Source organism: Streptomyces sp. NPDC012508 (assembly GCF_042902595.1).
In the GTDB taxonomy this organism is placed as follows: domain Bacteria; phylum Actinomycetota; class Actinomycetes; order Streptomycetales; family Streptomycetaceae; genus Streptomyces.
Genome location: NZ_JBIBEO010000003.1, coordinates 350624 through 373734 on the forward strand (window position 1 = coordinate 350624; position 23111 = coordinate 373734).

Below are 23111 nucleotides of genomic sequence, written 5' to 3' on the forward strand. Positions count from 1 at the left end.
ACCAACTGTGCTGTCAATGCCCCGAGTTGCCGCCACCGCCACCGCCACCGCCACCGCTCTCAAGCGGACCGGGTCACTCCGAGAGAACCGCCCGCAGCTGCTCCAGACCCCAGTCCAGATCCTCCTTGCCGATCACCAGCGGAGGCGCGATCCGGATCGTCGAACCGTGCGTGTCCTTCACCAACACCCCCCGCTCCATCAGCTTCTCGGAGATCTCCCGGCCCGTGCCCTTCACCGGCGCGATGTCCACCCCGGCCCACAGACCGCGCCCTCGCACCGCCTCCACCGCGCCCCCGCCCACGAGCAGGCGCAGCTCCGCGTGCAGATGCTCGCCCAGCTCCGCCGCCCGCTGCTGGTACTCGCCCGTCCGCAGCATCGCGATCACTTCGAGCGCCACCGCGCACGCCAGCGGATTCCCGCCGAACGTCGACCCGTGCTCACCCGGCCGGAACACCCCGAGCACATCCCGGTCCGCGACCACCGCGGAGACCGGGACGACACCGCCGCCCAGCGCCTTGCCCAGGACGTACACGTCCGGCACCACACCCTCGTGCTCGCACGCGAACGTCCGCCCGGTCCGCCCGAGGCCCGACTGGATCTCGTCCGCGATGAACAGCACGTTCCGCTCACGGGTCAACTCCCGTACCCCGCGCAGATACCCGGCCGGCGGGACGAGGACCCCCGCCTCGCCCTGGATCGGCTCGATCAGCACCGCCACCGTGTGCGCGGTGACCGCGCGCTCCATCGCCGTCAGATCGCCGTACGGGACGATCTCGAACCCCGGCGTGTACGGGCCGTAGTGGTCGCGGGCCTCGTGGTCCGTGGAGAAGCTGACGATCGTCGTCGTCCGGCCGTGGAAGTTGTTCGCCGCGACCACAATCTTCGCGTGCCCGTCCGGGACGCCCTTGACCTCGTACCCCCACTTCCGGGCGGTCTTCACCGCCGTCTCGATGGCCTCCGCGCCCGTGTTCATCGGCAGGACCATCTCCTTGCCGCACAGCTCGGCGAGCCGTGTGCAGAACTCCGCGAACCGGTCGTGATGGAACGCCCGCGACGTGAGCGTCACCCGCTCCAGCTGCGCCCGCGCGGCGTCGATCAGCCGCCGGTTGCCGTGCCCGAAGTTGAGCGCCGAGTACCCGGCGAGCATGTCGAGATAGCGGCGCCCCTCGACATCGGTCATCCAGGCCCCGTCCGCCGTGGCGACGACGACGGGCAGGGGGTGGTAGTTGTGCGCGCTGTGCGCCTCCGCGGAAGCGATCGCGTCTTGCGTACTCGACACGGGATCTCCGTTCGTCCTGCGGGCAGGGGCGGGTGTGCCCCCTTCTTATCGTCGCTCGGATGCCGGACGAGGAAACCTGTGTGACGGCGCGCCCGCTACTCTGGAAACACGCACGGCGACTGGCGTACGGGGAATCGACCCTGGGGGAGCCGTGCGCGGCAGACCACACGAGATGCCGCCCGCCTGGGCATCTTCGGGACCGAACATCCCGAGTGGTGCCGCCCAGCAGGTCTGAGCCGTACCCCGGGATCCACCGAACGCCCGGAGGAACCGCCATGACCGCCACCCCGCAGGCCGCCGATCTCGCCGCCCGCCACCCCGCCCTCGCCGCAGCCGACCCCGAACTCGCCGCGCTCGTCGGAGCCGAGGAGGTGCTGCAGGCCGAGACCCTGCGGCTGATCCCCAGCGAGAACTACGTCTCCCGGGCCGTCCTCGAAGCGTCCGGGACCGTGCTGCAGAACAAGTACAGCGAGGGCTACCCGGGCCGCCGGTACTACGAGGGCCAGCAGAACATCGACCAGGTCGAGACCCTCGCCGTCGAGCGGGCCAAGGCCGTCTTCGGCGTCGACCACGCCAATGTGCAGCCCTACTCCGGCTCGCCCGCCAACCTCGCCGTCTACCTCGCCTTCGCCGAGCCCGGCGACACCGTGATGGGCATGGCCCTGCCGATGGGCGGCCACCTCACCCACGGCTGGGGTGTCTCCGCCACCGGGAAGTGGTTCCGCGGCGTGCAGTACGGCGTACGCCAGGACAACGGGCTCGTCGACTTCGACCAGGTCCGTGAGCTCGCCCTCAAGGAGCGCCCGAAGGTCATCTTCTGCGGCGGCACCGCGCTGCCCCGCACGATCGACTTCGCCGCCTACGCGGAGATCGCCCGCGAGGCCGGCTCCGTGCTCGTCGCCGACATCGCCCACATCGCGGGCCTGATCGCGGGCGGCGCCCACCCCTCCCCGGTCCCGCACGCCGACGTCATCTCGACCACCACCCACAAGACCCTGCGCGGCCCGCGCGGCGCCATGCTGATGTCCCGCGAGGAGCACGCCAAGGCCCTCGACAAGGCGGTCTTCCCCGGCCTCCAGGGCGGCCCGCACAACCAGACCACCGCCGCCATCGCCGTCGCGCTGCGCGAGGCGTCCCAGCCCTCCTTCCGTGACTACGCGCACGCGGTCGTCGCCAACGCCAAGGCCCTCGCCGAGGCGCTTCTCGCCCGCGGCTTCGACCTGGTCTCCGGCGGCACCGACAACCACCTGATCCTGATGGACCTCACCCCCAAGGAGGTCCCCGGCAAGGTCGCCGCGAAGGCCCTCGACCGCGCCGGGATCGTCGTCAACTACAACACCGTCCCCTACGACACCCGGAAGCCCTTCGACCCCTCCGGCATCCGCATCGGCACCCCCTCCCTCACCTCCCGCGGCCTCGGCGCCGCGCACATGGACCTGGTCGCCGACTGGATCGACCGCGGTGTCGCCGCCGCCGGCGCGGGCGACGAGGACGCGCTGCGCACGATCCGCGCGGAGGTCGCTGAACTGATGGCCGCCCACCCGGCCCCCGGCCTCCCGACCTGACCCCCACCGGGCGCCGGCCCGTCCCCGCGGGGCCCTGGCCGACCTGACCCCCACCGAACACCCGCCCGACCCCGCAGGGCCCTGCCCCGGCCGCCCGGCCGAGTACGGCCCTGCGGGGTTCCGACCCGGCCGCTCCCGGCCGAGTGCGGCCGGCCCTGCGGGGGTCCGCTCTCGACCCGGCCGCTCCCGGCCGCTCCCGGGCGAGTGCGCCCTGCGGGCTGAGCCGGTGCCCCTGTCGAGCGCGGCCTGCGGGCGCAGCTAGTGCCCCCGGCAGGGTGCGGCCCCGCGGGTCCTGACCCGGCCGCTCCTGGCCGAGTGCGGCCCTGCGGGGTCCTGAGCCGGCGCCCCGGCCGAGTACGGCCCCGCGGGGGTTCCGACCCGGCCGCTCCCGGCCGGGGCCGAGCCCCTTCGCGGGCTGAGCCCGCCGCCCCGGCCGGTGCGCCGCCCCGCCGGGACCCGGCCCCGCCTCGCCGGGGCCCAGCCCCCGCCCCGCCGGGACCCGCCCCCCCGACTCACCGGTGGCGCGCCCCCGCCTCCCGCTCAGTCCGTCGACTCCGCCACCGCTCGTGCCCGGGGCAGGGACGGTTCGCCCTCCAGGCGCAAGGTCAGGGCTCCCGCGTTCCTCGTCCAGAGGAGCGTGGGGCCCGCCGTGCGTATGGAGTGCGTCCAGGTCCGCCCGCCCGCGTCCGTCATCGGGAAGCGCAGCAGATGCGGTTCGGCGAACCAGTAGCCCTCCGCGCCGTCCGGCAGGTCGACCCAGTCCGGGTGCGTCTGCACCTGCTTGGCGAAGCCCGCCTCCAGCCGCGCCGGGAACTCGTCCAGCCGGACCGTCCCGCCGTCCGTCCCGTGCCAGCACAGGCTGATCACCGCCCGGCCCCGCTCCGCCGAGCCGGTCACCGAGACCGCGTCCGGGACACCGAGCGCGCTCGGTATCAGCGGCTCGAACCCCGCCTTCCGTCCGGCCTCCTGCAGCGGCACGGCCGGGGAGCACCCCGGAACCGCCGCGCCCGGCGCCGGACGCGCACCGGGGTCGTACCGGACCTCGACCCCGCCGAAGCCGAACCAGTCCGCCACCGTCGCCCGCACCGGCGGTGTGAGCACCATGACCACCAGCAGCCCGGAGAGCGCCGCGAGCAGAGCTTTCCAGCGCCGGCGCAGACCTTCGAAGCGGCGCCGCCGCACCGGCGCCGGCACCTGTTCCGCCAGGAGCTGAGCGAGCACCCGCTCGGCCATGGTCTCCCCGCCCACATCCGGCACCTTCAGATGACGCCCCAGCTCCCGCAGCTCCTCCGGGAGCCCGTCGCCGTCACTCGTGTCCTTCATGCTCGTCACCTCCCTCCAGCACCAGCCCGAGCTTCTTCAGGGCCCGGCTCAGCCGGGACTTCACCGTCCCCCGCGGCCAGCCCAGCGCGGCCGCCGTCTCCGTCTCGTCCAGCTCCAGCAGATACCGGTGGACCACCACCTGCCGGTGGTCCTCGCTCAGTCCGTCGAGCGCCGCGAGCAGCTGACGGCGTCTCTCCTGCTCCTCGGCCGCGACCACCGGGTCCGCTCCTTCCGGTATCCGCGGCTCTGCGGCCAGCAGCTCCGCCTCCCGGCCCGCGACCGCCCGCTGCCGGCCCGCCGCGCGCACTGTGTTCCTCGTCTCATTGATCACGATCCGCAGCAGCCACGGCCGGAACGCCGCCCCTTCCTTGAAGCGCCCCAGCGACCGATATGCCTTGAAGAACGCCTGCTGCACGACGTCCTCGGCCTCCGCGCCCGCCCCACACGCCACCGCCGCCCTCAGCGCGACCGCCGTGTGCGCGCGGACCAGCGCCGCGTATGCCTCCGCCTCCCCGGCGCGTACGCGTGCGATCACCGCCGCCTCGCCCGCCGGTCGCCCACCGCCACCCTTGAACGAGGCTCCCCCGGAATCCGGCCCAGGGGACCCCCGGCGCGCCGCCCCGCTGAATTCCAAGACCCGGCCCCCCTCCAGCGTCCTCACACCTTTGATACACCGGCAGAAGCGGATCGGTTCCCAGTCCGGGATCGGTTCCGACACCTGAGAGAATGTGGGACATGGCCTCTGACAGTCCCCGTGTGCTCTCCGGAATCCAGCCCACCGCAGGCTCGTTCCACCTCGGCAACTACCTCGGCGCCGTGCGCCAGTGGGTCGCCCTGCAGGAGACTCACGACGCCTTCTACATGGTGGTGGACCTGCACGCGATCACGGTCCCGCAGGACCCCGCGGAGCTCCGCGCCAACACCCGGCTCGCCGCCGCGCAGCTGCTCGCCGCAGGACTCGACCCCGAGCGGTGCACCCTCTTCGTGCAGAGTCACGTCCCCGAGCACGCGCAGCTCGGCTGGGTCATGAACTGCCTCACCGGCTTCGGCGAGGCCTCCCGCATGACGCAGTTCAAGGACAAGTCCGCCAAGCAGGGCGCCGACCGGGCCACCGTCGGCCTCTTCACGTACCCGATCCTCCAGGTCGCCGACATCCTGCTCTACCAGGCCAACCAGGTCCCGGTGGGCGAGGACCAGCGCCAGCACATCGAGCTGACCCGCGACCTCGCGGAGCGCTTCAACGGCCGCTTCGGCGAGACGTTCACGATCCCGGCGCCGTACATCCTGAAGGAGACGGCGAAGATCTACGACCTGCAGGACCCGGCGATCAAGATGAGCAAGTCGGCGTCGACGCCGAAGGGTCTGATCAACCTCCTCGACGAGCCGAAGACGACGGCGAAGAAGGTCAAGAGCGCCGTCACCGACACCGACACGGTCATCCGCTTCGACCCGGAGACCAAGGCCGGCGTCTCCAATCTGCTCACGATCATGTCCACGCTCACCGGGACGAGCATCCCCGACCTGGAGAAGAGCTACGAGGGCAAGATGTACGGCGCTCTGAAGACCGACCTGGCCGAGGTCATGGTGGACTTCGTCACTCCGTTCCGGTCCCGTACGCAGGAATACCTGGACGACCCGGAGACGCTGGACGCGATCCTGGCCAAGGGCGCGGAGAAGGCCCGCGCGGTCGCCGCGGAGACGCTGGCGCAGACGTACGAGCGGATGGGCTTCCTGCCCGCGAAGCACTGAGTCCAAGGACTCTGGCCTCAGGGGTGGTGCAGGCCGCACACTGGCGGCTGCACCACCACCGTCCCGATATGACACGACTATGGAGGAGAACGACGTGGGGACCGTAACGCTCGGCGTTTCGATCGCGGTCCCGGAGCCCTACGGCAGCCTGCTCCAGGAGCGGCGCGCGGGCTTCGGGGATCCCGCCGCGCATGGCATCCCCACGCACGTCACCCTCGTGCCGCCGACCGAGGTGGACGAGGAGCGGCTGCCCGCGATCCAGGCCCACCTCGCCGAGGTCGCCGCGGGCGTCCGCCCCTTCCCCGTGCGCCTGAGCGGCACGGGAACGTTTCGCCCGCTGTCCCCGGTCGTCTACGTGACGCTCGCCGAGGGCGTCTCCGCCTGCGCCTGGCTCCAGGAGCGGGTACGGGACGAGTCCGGGCCGCTCGTGCGCGAGCTGCAGTTCCCGTACCACCCGCACGTGACCGTCGCGCACGGCATCGCCGAGGAGGCGATGGACCGCGCCTACGCGGAGCTGGCCGACTTCGAGGCCGCCTGGACCTGTGCGTCCTTCGCCCTGTACGAGCAGGGCGCGGACGGGGTGTGGCGCAAGCTGCGCGTCTTCGAGTTCGGCGACGGCCGCCACGTCCCCGGCGTCCCGGCGCAGGGCACCTCGGTGGACACCCCCACCCCGACCTGCTGACCCCGGCGACACCGTCCCGTCGGACCCGGCAGCCGTCCCCGGCGGACCTGGCAGCCGTCCCGTCCGACGGGCCGATGGCGTCCCGACGGGCCGGTGGCGTCCCGACGGGCCGGTGGCGTCCCGTCGGACCGGCAGCCTCCCGTCAGACCGGCAGCCGTCGGAACACCGGCCTCGGCACGTGCCGCAGCGCCGCCATCACCATCCGCAGCGCCCCCGGCACCCACACCGTCTCCGAGCGCCGCCGCAGCCCCAGCTCGATCGCCGTCGCCACGGCCTCGGGCGTGGTCGCCAGCGGGGCCTCCTCGAGACCGGCCGTCATCCTTGACCGTACGAAGCCGGGGCGTACCACCATCACATGCACCCCGGTCCCGTGCAGCGCGTCCCCGAGCCCCTGGGCGAACGCGTCGAGACCGGCCTTGGACGAGCCGTAGATGAAGTTCGCGCGGCGGGCGCGCTCGCCCGCGACCGACGACAGCACCACCAGAGAGCCGTGGCCCTGCGCCTGCAGCGCACCTGCACAGATCAGCCCCGCCGAGACCGCGCCCGTGTAGTTGGTCTGGGCGACCTTGACGGCGGCGAGCGGATCGGCCTCGTCGTGCGCCTGGTCGCCCAGGATCCCGAAGGCGAGCAGCACCATGTCGATGTCGCCCTCGGTGAAGATCTTGCCGAGCCGCTCCTCGTGCGACTCGGTGTCGAGCGCGTCGAACGGCACCGTCCGCACGTCCGCGCCGAGCGCCCGCAGCGAGTCCGCGGCGGCCGTCAGGGCGGGCGAGGGGCGTCCGGCGAGCCACACCGTACGGGTGCGGCGGGCGATCAGCCGGCGGGCCGTGGCGAGCCCGATCTCGGAGGTGCCGCCGAGCAGGAGCAGGGACTGCGGGGTGCCGAAGGCGTCCTTCATGACGATCAAACTCCTCGGAGAGTGCGATTCAGAGGGCGAGGCGACGGGAGAGGTCGGACGTGAAGACGGACCGGGGGTCGAGCGTGGCCCGCAGCGCGCGGAAGTCGGCGAGCCTCGGGTACATCGCGTCCAGCAGTTCGGGCCGCAGCCGGGAATCCTTCGCGAGGTAGACCCGGCCGCCCGCGTCCGCCACCTCCTCGTCGAGTTCGTCGAGGAACGCGCCGAGACCGGAGAGCCGGGCCGGGATGTCGAGCGCGAGCGTCCAGCCGGGCACGGGGAACGAGAGCCAGCCCGGGTCGCTCGCGCCGAAGCGCTTCAGCACGGCGAGGAACGACGGACAGCCGCGGCGCGCGATCCGCTTCACCACCCGGCGCAGGGTCTCCTCGTGCCCGTGACCGACGACGAACTGGTACTGGACGAAGCCGCCGCGGCCGTAGATCCGGTTCCAGTGCGGGACGCCGTCCAAGGGATGGAAGAAGGTGGACATCCGCTGGAGTTCGCCGGTGCGGCGGCGGGGCGCCCTGCGGTACCAGAGCTCGTTGAAGAGGCCGACGGCCGTGCGGCCGAGCAGCCCCTCCGGGACCAGCGCGGGCGCGGCGGGCAGTTGTCCCGGCCGGAAGGCGAGGGGCGCGCGGCGGGTGCGGCGGTCCCCGACGGGGATCGCGTCGTACGGGGCGTGGTCGCCGCGGGTGAGGACGGACCGGCCGGTCGCGGCGCCGCGCGCGAGCAGGTCGATCCAGGCGACCGAGTAGCGGTAGCGGTGGTCCGTGGCGGTGAGCCGGGCCATCAGCTCGTCGAGGTCCGCGGCGCGTTCGGTGTCGACGGACATGAGGGAGGTCTCGACGGGGAGCAGCCGGAGGGTGGCGGAGAGGATCACGCCCGTCAGGCCCATGCCGCCGGTGGTGGCGTCGAAGAGGTCCGTGCCGGGGACGACGGTGTGGATCTCCCCGTCGGCGGTGAGGAGTTCGAGGGCGGCCACATGGCGGCTGAAGGAGCCGGAGACATGGTGGTTCTTGCCGTGGATGTCGGCGCCGATCGCGCCGCCGACCGTGGCGTACCGGGTCCCGGGGGTGACGGGGACGAACCAGCCGAGCGGAAGCAGTACCTCCATCAGCCGGTGCAGGCTGACACCGGCGTCGCAGACGACGACGCCGGCGACGGCGTCGACCGAGCGGATGCGGTCGAGACCGGTCATGTCGAGGACGGAGCCGCCGGCGTTCTGCGCGGCGTCGCCGTAGGCACGGCCGAGGCCGCGCGCGATGGAGCCGCGGGCGCCGCAGGCACGGACGGCTTCGGAGGCCTCCTCGTACGTACGGGGGCGGTGCACGCGCGCGAGGGTGGGGGCGGTGCGGCCCCAGCCGGTGAGGGGCTCGTCGTCGGTGTGGGCAGCCATGAAGGCGACCGTATCGCCCGATCTATGCGTTATGACTGGTTTGCTCTCGGTTCGCCGAAATGGGTGATTAAAGGAGTGTCAGGAAAGATTGCCGTGCGGTCGCCGGGCCGCCGGGTCAGAGTCACCCCCGGGTCGACGGAGGAGTCCGTCGAGAACCGGGGAGGCGGAGTCGATGCGAAACGCGGACTGGGCGGGTGCCGAGAGGAGACTCCTGGCCGTCCTGCGCGGCTGCGGACGCCGGGCGCCCGTGGCCACCGCGGCCCGCGCGCTGTCCTTCGGCGGCGAGCACGGCGCGCTCTGGCTGGCCGCCGGGCTCACCGGCGCGGCGGTGGACCGTGAACGGCGAACGGGCTGGCTGCGCGGCACGGCCCTGGTCGCGGGCGCGCATCTGGCGAGCATGGGGATCAAGCGGGTGGTGCGGCGGCCGCGACCGGGGACGGCGGAGTACGAACCCTTGGTCCGCACGGCCGGCCGGCACTCCTTCCCCAGCTCGCACGCGGCGTCCGCCGCCGCGGCGGCCGTCGCCTTCGGCGCCCTCCGTCCGACGGCCCGTCGCCTCGCCGCCCCCGCGGCGGCCGCGATGTGCGTCTCCCGCCTGATCGTCGGCGTCCACTACCCGACGGACGTGGTGGCGGGCGCCCTCCTGGGCGCGGCGACGGCCGCCCTCGGCCGAGCCTGGCTCCGGACGCCGGTCACCGCCGTCGTGCCGCCTCACGCGCGCGTGGCGCCCCTGCTGCGGGCGCCCGCAGTGCCGGGGTCCGCACTGCCGGGGTCCGCAGTGCCTGGGCCGGCACTGCCTGGGCCCGCGCTGTCGTGGCCCGCAGCGTCCGGGCCCGCCACCCGAGGGGCCCCACGCGCGCGTGACACCCGCGGGGCCCCACGCGCGCGTGACACCCGCGGGGCCCCACGCGCGCCTGGGGCGACCGCCGTCCGGGCCGTGTTCCTCGGCGGTCGCCGTGGCTGAGCGCACCACCGGCGCCGCCGTGCTCGACAAGCCCGTCGCCGTCCAAGAGCACCGGCGCGGCCACGGCAGCCGGCAGGCGTACGCGGTCGCCGCCGGGCTCGTCAGGACCGCGCGGCCCCGGCAGTGGGTCAAGAACGTGCTCGTCGTCGCCGCGCCCGTCGCCGCCGGGCAGCTCGTCTCCTGGCACACGGCCGCCCGACTCGCCCTGGTCTTCGCCCTCTTCACGGCCGCCGCCTCCGCGGTCTACCTGGTCAACGACGCCCGCGACGCGGCCGCCGACCGCGCCCACCCAGTGAAGCGCCGCCGCCCCGTGGCCTCCGGCCTCGTCCCCGTACCCCTCGCGTACGCCAGCGGCACCCTGCTCGGCCTCGGGGCCGCCGTCGCCTGCGCGGTCCTGTGCAACCCCATGACCGCCGCGCTCCTCATCGCGTACCTCGTCATGCAGATCGCGTACTGCCTGCGCCTCAAACACGTCCTCGTCGTCGATCTCGCCGTCGTCACCACCGGATTCCTCATGCGGGCCATGATCGGCGGGGTCGCGCTCGCGATCCCGCTCTCCCGCTGGTTCCTGATCACCACGGGCTTCGGCGCGCTCTTCATGGTCGCCGCCAAGCGCTACTCCGAGGCCGTCCAGATGGAGGACGCGCGCGGTGCGACCCGCGCGCTGCTCACCCAGTACACGACCGGATACCTACGGTTCGTCTGGCAGTTGGCTGCCGGAGTCGCCGTCCTCGGCTACTGCCTGTGGGCCCTGGAGAGCGGCGGCGTCGCCACCGGCAGCCTGCTGCCCTGGCGCCAGCTCTCCATGATCGCGTTCATCCTCGCGGTCCTGCGCTACGCCGTCTTCGCCGACCGCGGCTCCGCCGGCGCCCCCGAGGACGTCGTCCTGCGCGACCGTCCGCTCGCGATCGTCGGCCTGGTCTGGGCGGCGATGTACGGCATGGCGGTCGCGGACCTGTGAGGCCGCCGGAAGCACGCGGTATCGGTACGAGATCGAGGGGTACGCGTACGACATGGACTGGCTGACCAAGCTCCCCGTCATCGGCCCCTGGGTCACCAGGCTCATGAAGACGCACGCCTGGCGTTCGTACGAGACCCTCGACGCCGCCCACTGGACCCGGCTCGCCGCCGCCATCACCTTCATCAGCTTCCTGGCGCTGTTCCCGCTGATCGCCGTCGCCGCGGCGGTCGGCGCCGCGCTGCTCAGCCAGGAGCAGCTGGACAAGATCGAGGACAAGGTCTCCGACCAGGTCCCCGGCATCTCCGATCAGCTCGACATCGCCGGGCTCGTGGAGAACGCGGGCACGATCGGCCTCGTCGCCGGCGCGCTGCTGCTCTTCACCGGCATCGGGTGGATCGGCTCGATGCGGGAGTGCCTGCGCGCGGTGTGGGGGATCGACGACCAGGACGAGGGCAACCCCGTCGTACGCAAGGGCAAGGACGCGCTCGTGCTGCTCGGGCTCGGCGCGGTCGGGCTCTGCTCGCTCGCCGCGTCCTGGCTCGGGTCCACCGCCGTCGGCTGGAGCGCCGACCGGGTGGGGATCTCCGGCGAAGGGGCCACCGGGATCCTGCTCCAGGCGGCCTCCGTGGCCGTCGCCGCCGTCGCGGGCTTCCTCGTCCTGCTGTACCTGCTGACGCTGCTCCCCGGCGTCCACCCGCCCCGCCGCCGCCTGGTGGTGGCGGCGGTGATCGGGGCGATCGGCTTCGAACTGCTCAAGCTGCTGATCGGCGGCTACATGCGGGACGTCGCGGGGAAGTCGATGTACGGCGCGTTCGGCGTGCCGGTCGCGCTGCTGCTCTGGATCAACTTCACCGCGAAGCTGCTGCTGTTCTGCGCCGCCTGGACGGCTACGGGGTCACGGACCGATCCGGCCCGTCCGGAGCGTCCTGACGCGCAGGACCCTCACCAGGACGCTGAGACCCGCCAGGACCCTCAGAGCCCTGAGACCCGCCAGGACCCTCGGAGCCCTGAGACCCGCCAGGACCCTCAGAGCCCTGAGACCGGCCAGGACCCTCGGCGCCGTCGGTCCGGGGGCGGCGACGGACCAGCTCCGGCAGCGGCCAGCGACGGTTGACGAGGAGCACGGCGCCCGCGAGCAGCACCAACACCCCGCCGACGATGCCGAGGGCGGTCCCGACGCCACCGGACTTCTCCCCGGCGGCGGCCTTCTGCACGGCGCCCGAGTCCGGCGCGTTCTCGCCGGGCGCCGGCGACGAGCCGTCGGTCTCGGTCCCCTGGTCCGTACGAGCGGACTTCGGCGGGACGAGCTCACCCACCGGCTGCACCTTCCCGGCCGCGGCGAAGCCCCAGTCGAGGAGCCGGGCGGTCTCCTTGTAGACCGCGTGCTGCTCCTTGGACGACGGGTTGAGCACCGTCACGAGCAGGACTTTGCCGTTGCGTTCCGCAACGCCGGTGAATGTCGAGCCGGCGTGCGTGGTGTTGCCGTTCTTGACGCCGGCGATGCCCTGGTAGGGCGCGACGCCCAGGTCGCCGGTCAGCAGCCGGTTCGTGTTCTGGATCTCGAAGGTCTCGCGCTTCTTCCCCGGCTTCTCCTCGCCGGGGAACTTGGCGCGGGCGGTCGCGGCGTACTCCCGGAAGTCCGCGTTCTGCATACCGCTGCGGGCGATCAGCGTCAGGTCGTACGCGGACGAGACCTGGCCCGGCGCGTCGTAGCCGTCCGGCGACTCCACGTGGGTGTCGAGCGCCTGGAGCTCGTCGGCGCGGTCGTTCATGTCCTGCACGGTCTTCGCGATGCCGTTGTTCATCGCGGAGAGCACGCGCACGGCATCGTTGCCCGAGCGAAGGAAGACCCCGAGCCAGAGATCGTGGACGGTGTAGGTCGACTTCTCCTTGATCCCGACGAGGCTGGAGCCCGCGCCGAGGCCGGCCAGATCCTGGGACGTGACCGTGTGGGTCGTCGTCCGCGGGAACTTGGGCAGAACCGTGTCCGCGAAGAGCATCTTGAGCGTGGAGGCCGGGGCGAGGGGCCAGTGGGCGTTGTGCGAGGCGAGCACCTGGCCCGTCTCCGCGTCCGCGACGATCCACGACCGCGCGCTCAGCTCCCTGGGCAGCACCGGGGCCCCCGGGCCGAGCCGTACCTGCGTACCGGGCACGCCGAGCAGCGACCCGCCGACGGACGACATCTTGGCGGGCGGCTTGGGCTGCTTCTCCTCCTTGTTGTCCGCCGTGTCCGCGTGGGAGGGGGCGGCGGTGAGGAGCGGGAGCAGCGCAGCAGCAATGACCGCCCAAGCGGTCTTCTTCGAAGCAGACACGATCGAAAACGTACAGGCACGGCCCAGCGATCCGAACCCCGCCGGGCGGTTCCCGCGGTGACCACCACTCGGGTGCCCGGGCCGCCCCGGAGACGAGGCGGCCGGGGCAGGTGGTGATACTGAGGGTATGAAGCTCAGCCGTCCCGTCTCCTGGTTCCTGCTCGCTTTCGGGGTGTGGAGCTGGTTCATCTGGGTCACTTTCGTCAAGAACCTGTGGAACGACGGGAGCGGTCTCGCCTTTGACGACGCGGGCGACCCGACGGCCTACTTCTGGGTTCATCTGCTGCTCGCCATCACGTCCTTTGTTCTGGGGACGGTGGTCGGCGTGATCGGGTTGCGTGGAGTGCGCGCGTTGAGACGCGAGCACGGATAGGGGTTGGGACGCGTGCTCGTCTTTCTGCTCGTGTTCGTCGTGATTCTCGGCCTCCTGGCCACGGTCCACTGGTACGTGTGGCGGCGCCTGGTGCGCGATGTCACCGCGCGGGGGAGCGTGGCGCGGCGGCTGGGGACCGTCGCGGCGTTCGTGCTGCCCGCGCTGTCGATCGCGGCCCTGGTCTCCGCACGGGCCGGCGCCCCCTTCTGGCTCCAGCAGGTCGTGGCCTGGCCCGGCTACCTCTGGCTGGCCCTGCTGTTGTACGTGACCCTCGCCCTCGTCGTCGGGGAAGCCGTCCGCCCGCTGCTGAGGCGGGCGCTGGAGGGCAGGGCGGCCGCCCAGGCCACCCCCGCCCAGGCTCCCGCCGAGCCCCTGTCCCAGACGCCGGACCCCGTCCCGGCCACCGTCCCGCCTTCCGTTCCCGCTCCGCCGCCGGCCGCCCCCGCCCCCGCCGCGCCCGCCGACAGCGGCGAGGACGCGAACGTCGCCGGAGCCACCGCCGTCTCGCGGCGCCTGTTCGTCTCGCGCGTCGTCGGCGGGGCCGCCGCGGCCGCCGCCGTGGGGACCGTCGGGTACGGAACGTACGGCGTGCTGCGCGGGCCCCGCGTCAAGCGGGTGACCGTGCCGCTGGCCAAGGTGCCCCGGGCCGTCCACGGGTACCGCATCGCCGTCGTCTCCGACATCCACATCGGGCCCATCCTGGGCCGCGCCCACACCCAGCGCATCGTGGACACGATCAACAGCACCCAGCCCGATCTGATCGCCGTCGTCGGCGACCTCGTCGACGGCAGCGTCGAGAACCTCGGCGCCGCCGCCGAGCCCCTCGCGCAGCTCAGGGCCCGGCACGGCTCCTTCTTCGTGACCGGCAACCACGAGTACTTCTCCGGCGCCGACGCCTGGGTCGACCACGTCCGCGAGCTCGGCCTGCGCCCGCTGCGCAACGCCCGTACGGAGATCGCGGCCGGATTCGACCTCGCCGGGGTCGACGACATCGCCGGCGAGAGCGAGGGCCAGGGCCCGGACTTCGCCGCCGCGCTCGGGGACCGCGACCGCGCCCGGGCCGCCGTCCTCCTCGCGCACCAGCCGGTCGTCATCCACGACGCCGTACGCCACGGCGTCGACCTCCAGCTCTCCGGCCACACCCACGGCGGTCAGCTCTGGCCCGGCAACTACCTCGCCGAGCTCGCCAATCCGACCGTCGCCGGCCTCGAGCGGTACGGCGACACCCAGCTCTACGTCTCCCGCGGCGCGGGCGCCTGGGGCCCTCCCGTCCGGGTCGGCGCGCCCTCCGACATCACCATCGTGGAGCTGGCCTCCCGGCAGGCGTAACGGGGCATGTCCGTCATAGGGGGACTGGGTAGCGGAACGGGTCACTCATCGCGCCGGGGCCGATACATGCCGTTCAGTCCCCCGAAGTCGCTCATCACGGACATATACCTGCACTGTGAAGGTTTCCTCTTCCACTTGTGAAACTCGTGTGATTGGGTGACGCCATCGCGGCATGGCTGGGTGCCGCCGCGCCAGGGGTGGGCTCGAAAAAAGGAAGCACGGCGATGCGGTCGAAGGTCCGTCTGCGGATCCTCATCACTTGTGGAGTTCTGGTGGCCGCCGGGGTGGGAGGCTGGCAGCTGCTGCCTTCCGACGACGTCCGGACCGACCCGATCACGGTCGGCACCACGGACGAGGTCACCTCGCTCGACCCGGCCGGAGCGTACGACGCCGGCTCGTGGGCCATGTACAGCAACGTCTACCAGTCGCTGCTCTCCTTCAAGCCCGGCTTCACCACGCCGGTCCCGGACGCCGCCGACAACTGCAAGTTCATCGGCACCCGGCTCACCACGTACCAGTGCGTGCTCCGGGACGATCTGACCTTCGCCAACGGGCGCAAGGTGACCGGCGAGGACGTCAAGTACTCGTTCGAGCGCATGCTCGACATCAAGGCCGACGTCGGCCCCGCGCCGCTCTTCGCGACCCTGAAGAGCGTCGTGGCCGAGGGCCAGACGGTCACCTTCAACCTGGCGAGCCGGGACGCGACCTTCCCGCTGAAGCTCGCCACCGGCGCCGGTTCGATCGTCGACCGCGACCAGTACCCGGCCAAGAAGCTGCGCGAGGGCGACACGGTCGAGGGCTCGGGGCCGTACGTCCTCAAGGAGTACAAGCCCGGCGAGAGCGCTCGCCTGGAGCCCAATCCGAACTACCGGGGCTCGGTGGGCAAGCGCGGCGGCACGGTCGTCGTGAAGTACTTCACGGAGTCCGAGGAGCTCGCCGACGCCTGGAAGAGCAAGCAGGTCGACATCGCCCACCGGCAGATGCCGCCGGAGTTCCTCTCCACGGTGCAGAACAGCAAGGACACCGCCCGGATCACCGAGGCGCAGACGGCCGAGATCCGCAACCTCTACTTCAACGTGAAGTCCGGCTCCCCGATGGCGAAGAAGGCGGTCCGGCAGGCCGTCGCCGCCGTGATCGACCGCCCGGCGATCGTCACCGGCGCGTACCACGGCACGGTCGAGCCGCTGTACTCCCTCATCCCGCAGGGTTTCAACGGCCACAGCACCTCGTTCTACGACGCCTACCCCGAGCCGTCCAAGAAGACGGCGAAGGGCCTGCTGAAGGACGCGGACGTCGAGACGCCGGTGAGCTTCACGCTCGGCTACCGCAAGGACGCCACGTACGGTGCCGAGGCGGCCGAGCTGAAGAAGCAGCTGGAGGCGAGCGGCCTGTTCAAGGTGAAGCTCGTCGAGGCGGAGTGGAAGGAGTTCCAGAAGGGGTACGTGAACGGCGACTACGACGCATACCCCGTCGGCTGGCTGCCCGACTTCCCGGACTCCGACAGCTTCACCGCCCCGCTGGTGGGCACGGACAACGCGATGCACAACGGCTTCGCCAGCAAGAAGATCGACTCGCTGATCTCCGCGACGCAGCAGTACAGCGACCGGGCGGCGGCGGCCAACGACTTCGAGGACATCCAGACCGAGGTCGCCAAGGACGTCCCGCTGATCCCGCTCTGGCAGAAGAAGGACTACGTGCTGGCGACGACCGAGGTCGCCGGTTCCCAGTACCTGACGGACGGCACCGGCATCTGGCGCCTCTGGGAACTCAGCTGGATCTGACGCCGCGCTCGTGGCCCCGGGCTCGCGCCTGGGGCCGGGCCCGGGGCCACCCCGTGGCCGTGGCCGTCAGCCCTTCGGGGTCTTCGCGCGCTTGGGCTTGCCCGAGGCCGCCATGCCGGCCGCCGTCGGCATGAAGTCGGCGAGGAGGTCGTGCGTCTCACGCACGAGGGGCCGCAGCAGCCGGAAGCGCGAGAGCGAGATCGCCCGGGCGGTGACCGGTGAGAGGCGCTCGACCAGGCGGCGGCTGTTGGCGCAGCCCTCGGAGCGGTCGTACACCCAGAACAGCACCAGGCCCATCTGCTGGAGCCAGAGCAACTGGGGGAGCGGCTCCGCCAGTTCGGGGTCGACCTTGACGTCGGCCCCCGAGATGACCCTGCGGTGGACCTCGATCGCGGCCTCGCGCGGACCCTCCGACTCCGGGGAGAAGGGGCTGAGCGGGCTGTCCGGGTCGGCCGCGTTCTTGAAGAACTGGGCCGCGAACTCGTGGTACGGCTCGGCGATGTCGAGCCAGCCGAGGAGGACCCCGCGGATGCGCGCCGTGAGGTCCTTCTCGCCGCCGTCGAGGATGTCCGCGACGGCGGCCTGGTGCTCCTCGGCGATCCGGTCGTAGAAGCCCTGGACCAGGTGCTCCTTGGAGGCGAAGTAGTAGTACGCGTTGCCGACGGAGACCCCGGCCTCCTGGGCGATGGCCCGCATGGTCGTCTTGTCGTAGCCGCGCTCCTTGAAGAGCCGGAGCGCGGTTTCGAGGATGAGCGTGCGGGTCTGTTCGCTCTTGGCGGCCTTGGCCGGGGCCTTGGCCCCGGCGGCGGCCGTGGTGGGCTCGGCGCCCGTGGGCCCGGCCCCGGTGGGCTCGGGCTCGGTGGGCTCGGCGGGCTGCACTTCCTTCACGTCCTTCACAGTGCCCGAGCCTAGCCGGGCGTGCCGGGCGCTTCGCAGCGCCCGTCCTCGCAGGCCGGCCCTTGGCCCTTGATCGCCTCGCGCCACTTGGCGGCGGCCAGGACGGTCGCCCGGGCGAAGGGCTGCCCGGCCGGGGTGGCCAGCCAGTGGGCCTTGGGCCGGTGTTCGGCCAGGGCCCAGAGGCAGACGATCCACGCGGAGGTGGCGCGGTAGACCTGTCCCCGGTCCCCGATCACGGTGATCTCCTTGAGGGTGGACTCGTGGTCGAGGCCGGGGAAGCGGCGCCTGGCCTCCTGCGAGGCGGCCGGGACGAGGTCGAGCGGGACGAGCTGGCGCTGCCGCAGCAGCCAGTGACGCAGATGGACGCAGAGCGAGCAGTCGGCGTCGTACAGCACGGTGAGGCGGTGTACGGGGGTCACGGGCCGGCTCATCCGTCTCTCCTCACGCTCCGGTGACGGGCGGGGCCCAGGGTCCCTTGGCGGGGTCGGTCCAGCCCTGCGGCGGCACCGGCGGAACCTGCTCGCGCTCCATCACGCCGCGGCGGCGGATCTTGTTGAGGACGTAGACGTTGCCCAGGTGCATCACGCCGAGGACGAGGAGCACCACGCCCTGCTTGACGGACAGGGCCTCGAAGAGTCCCCGGGCGTCGGCGACGGTCTCGTCCTGGCTGAGGTAGAGGGCGACGAAGCCGAAGTTGACGAGGTAGAAGCCGACCACCAGGAGGTGGTTGACGGCCTCGGCGAGTTTCTCGTTCCCGTGCAGGACGTCTGCCAGGAAGATCCTTCCGTTGCGGCTGAGTGTGCGGGCGACCCAGATGGTCAGAGCCACGCTGATCAGCAGATAGGCGATGTACGCGACGACAGTGAGGTCCATGCCCCACCCTCCCTTGAACGCGTTCAAAAGCTGGCAGTCATGACTGTAGGCCCTCGTTTGAACATGTTCAAGCGAAGGTCGGGGGAGGGATGCGGAAATCCCTAGGTGATCGGGCGCCGGGCGCCTAAGGTGACGCCTGATGCTCTCTCATGACGTGGCCGGTGAAGGCCCTTCCACAGTTGTCCTGCTCCACTCCGGCGTCTGCGATCGGAGGATGTGGGACGCGCAGTTCGCGGCTCTGGCCGCCGCCGGGCACCGCGTGATCCGCTGCGACCTCCGCGGCTTCGGCGAGACCCCGATCGACCGCCCGCACACCCACTGCGACGACGTCGCGGAACTCCTCGACGCCCTCGGCGTCGAACGGGCCGCGCTCGTCGGCTCCTCCTTCGGAGGTGAAGTCGCCCTGGAGACCGCCGTCCGCCACTCCGGGCGCGTCTCCGCACTCGCGCTGCTCTGCTCCGGCATCCCCGACTTCAACCCGAGCGACGACCTGCGCGCCTGGGGCCGGCGCGAGGACGAGCTGCTCGAAGCGGGCGACGTGGACGGGGCGGTCGCGCTCAACGTCGACACCTGGCTCGGCCCGGAGGCCGACGACGAGGCGCGCGAGCGGGTACGGGTGATGCAGCGGCGCGCCTTCGACGTACAGCTCGCCGCCCCCGAGGAGGTCCACCCGGTCGACGCCGGTGTGACGTCGGCGGAGCTGACCGGGATCGACCTGCCCTGCCTGGTCGTCTCCGGGGCGCACGACCTGCCCGACTTCCGGGCGATGTCGGCTCGGCTCGCCACGCTGCTGCCCGGCGCCCGTCACCTCGAACTGGAGTGGGCGGCCCACCTTCCCGCCCTGGAGCGCCCCGAGGAGACGAGCGCGCTGCTCGCCGGCTTCCTGGCGGAGGTCACAGCCCCCGGCGTATCCGTGAGCTGATCGTGCGGTCGGTGATCCCGACGTCGGCGGCGAGCAGGAACGCCTTCGAGAGGATCACCGACATCATCCCGCCGTCCTCCTCGAACGGCAGGAACACCTTCTCCGGGGCCTGTGGGAAGCGGTCCGGCTCGATGGGCAGCGGGGCGTCCTCCGGCTCCATCAGGACGTGGCCAGAGCCCAGATGGATCCGGTACGCGCGCAGGTCGCCCCGCACCCGCAGGAACCGTTCCGTCAGCTCCGTACGGTCCGCGATCGCGGTGCGCGGGAGCAGCCGGGCCAGCGTCTCCCGGCGGATCCGGGCGGAAGCGGTCAGCTCGCCGTACGACCAGCTCTCCCAGTACCCGTCGTACGCCCGCTCCTCGCCCCTGTCCCGCCAGTCCGGGTCCGCGCCGATGGACGCCACTCCGACGAACAGATCGACGTCCCGCAGCGCCTCCGACAGCACGAGCGCCGGTACGTCGGCCGGTGCGACCCGCTCCCAGACGCCTCGCGCCCCGGCCGAGGCCACGCGGCGCTCGAAGCGGACCTGGTCGGTCGAGCAGAGCACGGCGACCCCGTCCGCGGAGCTGCCCGCCTCGACCAGCCCCACGAAGAACCGGGCCCGCCAGAACACCCCCTCGCCGACCGGCAGATCACCGGGGCGCGGCAGCTCCCGCACCATCTCGGAGGAGCCGCCTGACCCGAAGTACCCCAGGTGGTCGCCGGTCCAGCCGCGCTCCGCCATCAGGGCGCGCGCCTGGCCGTAGCGCAGGATGTGCCCGGCGAACCGGTTCGAGTACGAACCGGTCGCCACCTCGGCCGGAGTGAGCGGGTACACCTCGCGGAACACCTGCTTGAACGGCTGGCGAAGCTCCCGCTCCGTCAGCTCGGCCCGCCATTCGGCCACTTCGTCGGCATCCGCCCGGATCGGGTGCCACAGACGCAGCCGGGAGCCGGGGGAGACGGGGATCGCCGTGCCGTCCGCGCCGGCCAGCGCCCAGCCGCCGCCGGTCCGCTCCGGCACCCCGGCCGTCCAGCGCTCGTCGGTTTCCGGGGCGACCTCCCACAGCAGCGCGCGGGCTGCGGACCCGGTCACGGGGTGGTCGATGTAGTACCGCTCCCAGTCCTCCGCAGGCCAGGTCGTCCCCGCCGCCAGATGGTCCTCCAGCCGGGCCCGTTCCAGAGCCAGCAGGGTCCGGAGCTCCTTCGACGCGGCACGGATCGAGGCCAGCCGCTCGCCGTACCCCTCCCGGGCCGCCTTCGGCGCCGACCTCAGCACCCGGCCCTGGGGTCCCCGGAACGACAGCGAGGCCACGCCGGGCTCCTGCACGGAGAGCACCGCCGTGTACTCCCCGAGCGGCTCCTCCCGCATCCCACGCCCGTCGAGCCCGTGCGTCGGGGTGCCGCGCTCGCGCAGCATCGACGGCGTGAGCCCGGCCCGCCCGGCGACGGCCTCCAGGGCCTTGGCGATCGCCTTGAGCACCGTCCGGTTGCGGACCTTCCCCTTGAGCCGCCCGAGGTACTGGACGGCGCCGGTGGCCCGCTCGCCCTCGCAGGCGCCGAGGAACGCGACCCCGGCCGCGGCGAGCCTGGCGTTACGGCAGATCCCGCCCGAACCGCCCGTGCCCGTACCGGCGTTCAGCGCCACGGCCCCGACCGTGGGCACCACCCACGCGCCGGGCAGCCCGGCCGCCGCCCACAGGACCCCGCGCACGACCGCCGTGTTGCGCTCGCCGGCCAGGCCCCGTTCGCGGTACACGCCCATGGGGTGGGGCGCCACGACCAGGTGCTCCGTCTGTCCGGCGGCACCGTCGAGCAGCGCCCGTACGAGCGCGTCGCCGCGGTCCACCGCCGCGAGCAGCTCCCCGGCGGTCTTCTGCCACTTCTTGGTCGGCCGGGCCGCGCCGAGCGCCGCGCAGTGCTCCAGGAACGCCGCCACGCCGGTCGCCGCGAGCAGCTCCGGGTGCTCGGACCGCATCCGGGGCCCGTACGCGTCCTCGTCGTCCAGGAGTGCCCACGGCAGCCCGGTGGCGTCGGGCACGTCGGGGCCGATCAGCCGGTCCAGGACGTCCCGTACCGCGGCGTTCTCCGAGCCCTCCGCCTGGTCGCCCCAGGCCGACAGGGAGGCCTTGCGCGCGGCCCGCAGCAGCGCTCGGTCGCATCCGCCCGCCTCGCGGGCGGCGGCCAACGGGAGCTGCATCAGCGGTCCGTACTCCTGGAGCAGCTGCATCGGGTCGACCATGGCCATCACGCCCACCAGCCGTTCGAGCAGCTCCTCCGCCTGGGACACCGACCACCCCAGCCGCCGCCCGGCCAGCCAGGAGACGCTCCAGTCGGTGACCGCGTCCGCGCCACCCCGGCACTGGTTCCGGTGTATCCACAGGGCGGCCCGGCGCAGCTCGTCGGGCGCCAGCTCCTGCAACAGCTCCTGGACGGCCGCGCCCCCCTGGGTCCGCTGCCGCACCCCCGCCTCGTACAGCCTGACTTCCAGACGTGTCGTCCCCACCATGCGTACGACGGTAGGGGACGCCACTGACAGCGCCACCCCGGCCCTCAGCCGAACTTCCGCACCCCCGGAACCAGTGCCGTCCCCAGGCAGCAGCCGCCCACCACGACCGCGGCGGCGATCAGGGGGACCTCCGGGCCCCAGGCGGACGCGGCGAGGGGGGCGAGGGCGTAGCCGAGCGGCATGGCGGCGAGGGAGAGCAGCCAGTCGTAGGAACCGACGCGGGCCAAGGCGTGGGCCGGGACGGCCCGTTGGACGGCGGTCTCCCAGACCGGGGTGAGGAAGCCGAGGCCGACCTGGGCGAGCCCGTAGGCGGTGATGGTCACCGGCGCGGGCGCGGGGACGGCCAGCAGGACGAGCGGCAGGGCGTACACGGCGAGACCGAGGTTGGCCGTCAGGATGGGGCGCCGGGGGCGCAGTCGGTCGGCGAGCAGCGCACCGAGGAGGAAGCCGACCGCGCCGACCTGGAGGAACACCACCCAGACGGTCGTGCCGCCGAGGTGGGTGAGGGCGATCGCCGGCCCGAGGGTCATCAGGACGGCGGCGGCGCCGTTCCAGGCGCTGTGGCCGATGAGGCTGGTCCAGTACCAGTCGCGGGACCTGACCTCCTGCCAGCCCTCCTTGAGGTCGGCGAGCATCGAACTGCGGGGGACGGTCACGCGCTCGGCCCGTACGCCGAGCAGCAGCAGGGCGCTGAGGGCGAAGGTGGCCGCGTCCAGGACGAACGCCCAGCCGGCGCCCACGGTGACGATCAGCGTGCCGGCGAGGGCGGGTCCGGCGAGGCGGGTGACGCTCTTGGCCACGCCCATGGCGGCGTTGGCGCGGTGCAGGGCCTCGGGGGCCACCGTCCCCGTGATCAGCGGGGAGCTGGTGGGCATCGAGAACGCGCTCGCCGCGCCGCCGGCGACTTCGGCGGCCGCGATGACCCAGAGGGACGGGTCGCCGCTCAGCAGCTGGGCGCCGACGAGGAGTTGGGTCGCGCAGCGGACGAGGTCGGTGGTCAGGGCGACCGTACGGGCGTCGAAGCGGTCGCCGACGACTCCGCCGATGGGCAGCAGGAGCAGCTTGGGGACCATCGCGCAGGCCAGGACGATCGCGAGCGCGGAGCTCGATCCGGTGGCCTCCCAGACGGCGATGGCGAGCGCGGCGGGGATGGCGGCGTCGCCGAGGAGCGAGAGGGCGCGGCCGGTGAAGAGGAGCCGGAAGGAGCGGGTGCGCAGGGGATGGGGGACGGGGACGGGTGGGGGCGTGGGCGCTGTGGTCGTGCCGGAAGAGGCGGTGGGCATGACAGGCACGCTATTTCGGTACCGAATGATTCGTCAACG

19 protein-coding genes, 2 pseudogenes and 1 riboswitch are annotated in these 23111 nt (G+C 72.6%); of the genes and pseudogenes, 10 read left to right on the forward strand and 11 right to left on the reverse strand.

From position 1 onward, the window contains the following. Positions 1-73: 73 nt before the first annotated feature. Complete coding sequence (gene rocD, locus ACFY8U_RS12030) at positions 74-1279, reverse strand: ornithine--oxo-acid transaminase (protein WP_361596506.1); 1206 nt, start codon at positions 1277-1279, stop codon at positions 74-76. A gap of 105 nt (positions 1280-1384) precedes the next feature. Then, positions 1385-1475: riboswitch (ZMP/ZTP riboswitch) on the forward strand. A 79-nt stretch (positions 1476-1554) separates the two neighbouring features. On the opposite strand from rocD, the gene glyA reads away from it, so the two are divergent. Next, positions 1555-2844 (forward strand): serine hydroxymethyltransferase, encoded by a 1290-nt coding sequence (gene glyA, locus ACFY8U_RS12035; protein WP_361442718.1) that lies wholly within the window; start codon positions 1555-1557, stop codon positions 2842-2844. A gap of 540 nt (positions 2845-3384) precedes the next feature. Here the strand turns inward: glyA and ACFY8U_RS12040 are convergent. Together ACFY8U_RS12040 and ACFY8U_RS12045 are read right to left on the reverse strand one after the other, a co-directional pair. Then, the gene (locus ACFY8U_RS12040; RefSeq protein WP_389568898.1) at positions 3385-4167 is read right to left on the reverse strand and encodes a hypothetical protein; all 783 of its coding nucleotides are present in this window, start codon (positions 4165-4167) and stop codon (positions 3385-3387) included. Further along, a complete protein-coding gene (locus ACFY8U_RS12045) occupies positions 4151-4702 on the reverse strand; it encodes an RNA polymerase sigma factor (protein ID WP_389568901.1) in 552 nt (183 codons plus the stop codon). Before ACFY8U_RS12045 ends, ACFY8U_RS12040 begins: the two co-directional genes overlap by 17 nt. A 200-nt stretch (positions 4703-4902) precedes the next feature. Here ACFY8U_RS12045 and trpS point away from each other — a divergent pair, with 200 nt between their 5' ends. Continuing rightward, positions 4903-5916, forward strand: coding sequence for a tryptophan--tRNA ligase (gene trpS / locus ACFY8U_RS12050; RefSeq protein WP_361596518.1), 1014 nt, complete (start codon positions 4903-4905; stop codon positions 5914-5916). A gap of 94 nt (positions 5917-6010) precedes the next feature. Continuing rightward, entirely contained in the window at positions 6011-6598 is a 588-nt protein-coding gene (locus tag ACFY8U_RS12055; protein ID WP_389568903.1) for a 2'-5' RNA ligase family protein, read from the forward strand. 142 nt (positions 6599-6740) lie between these two features. Here ACFY8U_RS12055 and ACFY8U_RS12060 read toward each other — a convergent pair whose 3' ends face one another. Together ACFY8U_RS12060 and ACFY8U_RS12065 are read right to left on the reverse strand one after the other, a co-directional pair. Next, a complete protein-coding gene (locus tag ACFY8U_RS12060; protein ID WP_361442733.1) occupies positions 6741-7496 on the reverse strand; it encodes a decaprenylphospho-beta-D-erythro-pentofuranosid-2-ulose 2-reductase in 756 nt (251 codons plus the stop codon). Between the two features lie 28 nt (positions 7497-7524). Beyond that, complete coding sequence (locus ACFY8U_RS12065; RefSeq protein WP_389568905.1) at positions 7525-8889, reverse strand: FAD-binding protein; 1365 nt, start codon at positions 8887-8889, stop codon at positions 7525-7527. A gap of 172 nt (positions 8890-9061) precedes the next feature. On the opposite strand from ACFY8U_RS12065, the pseudogene ACFY8U_RS12070 reads away from it, so the two are divergent. The 3 genes and pseudogenes from ACFY8U_RS12070 to ACFY8U_RS12080 all read left to right on the forward strand — a co-directional run. Then, positions 9062-9574 (forward strand): annotated as a pseudogene (locus ACFY8U_RS12070) (phosphatase PAP2 family protein); the annotation flags it as partial. 271 nt (positions 9575-9845) lie between these two features. After that, positions 9846-10814, forward strand: a complete 969-nt coding sequence (locus ACFY8U_RS12075) for a decaprenyl-phosphate phosphoribosyltransferase (RefSeq protein ID WP_389568907.1) — start codon at positions 9846-9848, stop codon at positions 10812-10814. Between the two features lie 52 nt (positions 10815-10866). Then, positions 10867-11928, forward strand: coding sequence for a YhjD/YihY/BrkB family envelope integrity protein (locus ACFY8U_RS12080; RefSeq protein WP_389568910.1), 1062 nt, complete (start codon positions 10867-10869; stop codon positions 11926-11928). A 346-nt stretch (positions 11929-12274) separates the two neighbouring features. On the opposite strand, the pseudogene ACFY8U_RS12085 reads toward ACFY8U_RS12080, so the two are convergent. Beyond that, positions 12275-13315: pseudogene (locus ACFY8U_RS12085) on the reverse strand (D-alanyl-D-alanine carboxypeptidase); the annotation flags it as partial. Between ACFY8U_RS12085 and ACFY8U_RS12090 the strand changes: the two are divergent. The 3 genes from ACFY8U_RS12090 (at position 13254) to ACFY8U_RS12100 (ending at position 16609) form a co-directional block, all read left to right on the forward strand. Further along, positions 13254-13499, forward strand: coding sequence for an SCO4848 family membrane protein (locus ACFY8U_RS12090; RefSeq protein ID WP_361442745.1), 246 nt, complete (start codon positions 13254-13256; stop codon positions 13497-13499). The pseudogene ACFY8U_RS12085 and the gene ACFY8U_RS12090 sit on opposite strands and share 62 nt — an antisense overlap. Before the next feature lie 12 nt (positions 13500-13511). Continuing rightward, positions 13512-14828, forward strand: a complete 1317-nt coding sequence (locus ACFY8U_RS12095; protein ID WP_389568913.1) for a metallophosphoesterase — start codon at positions 13512-13514, stop codon at positions 14826-14828. Between the two features lie 224 nt (positions 14829-15052). After that, complete coding sequence (locus ACFY8U_RS12100; RefSeq protein ID WP_389568916.1) at positions 15053-16609, forward strand: ABC transporter substrate-binding protein; 1557 nt, start codon at positions 15053-15055, stop codon at positions 16607-16609. A gap of 66 nt (positions 16610-16675) precedes the next feature. Here ACFY8U_RS12100 and ACFY8U_RS12105 read toward each other — a convergent pair whose 3' ends face one another. The 3 genes from ACFY8U_RS12105 to ACFY8U_RS12115 all read right to left on the reverse strand — a co-directional run bounded on the left by ACFY8U_RS12105 (position 16676) and on the right by ACFY8U_RS12115 (position 18379). Continuing rightward, positions 16676-17359 carry a TetR family transcriptional regulator gene (locus tag ACFY8U_RS12105; protein WP_361442992.1) on the reverse strand — a complete coding sequence of 228 codons (684 nt, stop codon included), beginning with the start codon at positions 17357-17359 and terminating at the stop codon, positions 16676-16678. 158 nt (positions 17360-17517) lie between these two features. Then, positions 17518-17937, reverse strand: coding sequence for a thiol-disulfide oxidoreductase DCC family protein (locus ACFY8U_RS12110; RefSeq protein ID WP_389568920.1), 420 nt, complete (start codon positions 17935-17937; stop codon positions 17518-17520). 10 nt (positions 17938-17947) lie between these two features. After that, positions 17948-18379, reverse strand: coding sequence for a hypothetical protein (locus ACFY8U_RS12115; protein WP_389568923.1), 432 nt, complete (start codon positions 18377-18379; stop codon positions 17948-17950). Between the two features lie 136 nt (positions 18380-18515). Between ACFY8U_RS12115 and ACFY8U_RS12120 the strand changes: the two genes are divergently transcribed. Next, positions 18516-19301, forward strand: a complete 786-nt coding sequence (locus ACFY8U_RS12120) for an alpha/beta hydrolase (RefSeq protein WP_361597281.1) — start codon at positions 18516-18518, stop codon at positions 19299-19301. On the opposite strand, the gene ACFY8U_RS12125 is transcribed toward ACFY8U_RS12120, so the two are convergent. Both ACFY8U_RS12125 and ACFY8U_RS12130 read right to left on the reverse strand, forming a co-directional pair. Continuing rightward, positions 19273-21789 (reverse strand): DUF4132 domain-containing protein, encoded by a 2517-nt coding sequence (locus ACFY8U_RS12125; RefSeq protein WP_389568925.1) that lies wholly within the window; start codon positions 21787-21789, stop codon positions 19273-19275. The two genes, ACFY8U_RS12120 and ACFY8U_RS12125, sit on opposite strands and share 29 nt — an antisense overlap. Before the next feature lie 44 nt (positions 21790-21833). Next, positions 21834-23072 carry an MFS transporter gene (locus ACFY8U_RS12130; protein ID WP_389568928.1) on the reverse strand — a complete coding sequence of 413 codons (1239 nt, stop codon included), beginning with the start codon at positions 23070-23072 and terminating at the stop codon, positions 21834-21836. Positions 23073-23111: the final 39 nt, after the last annotated feature.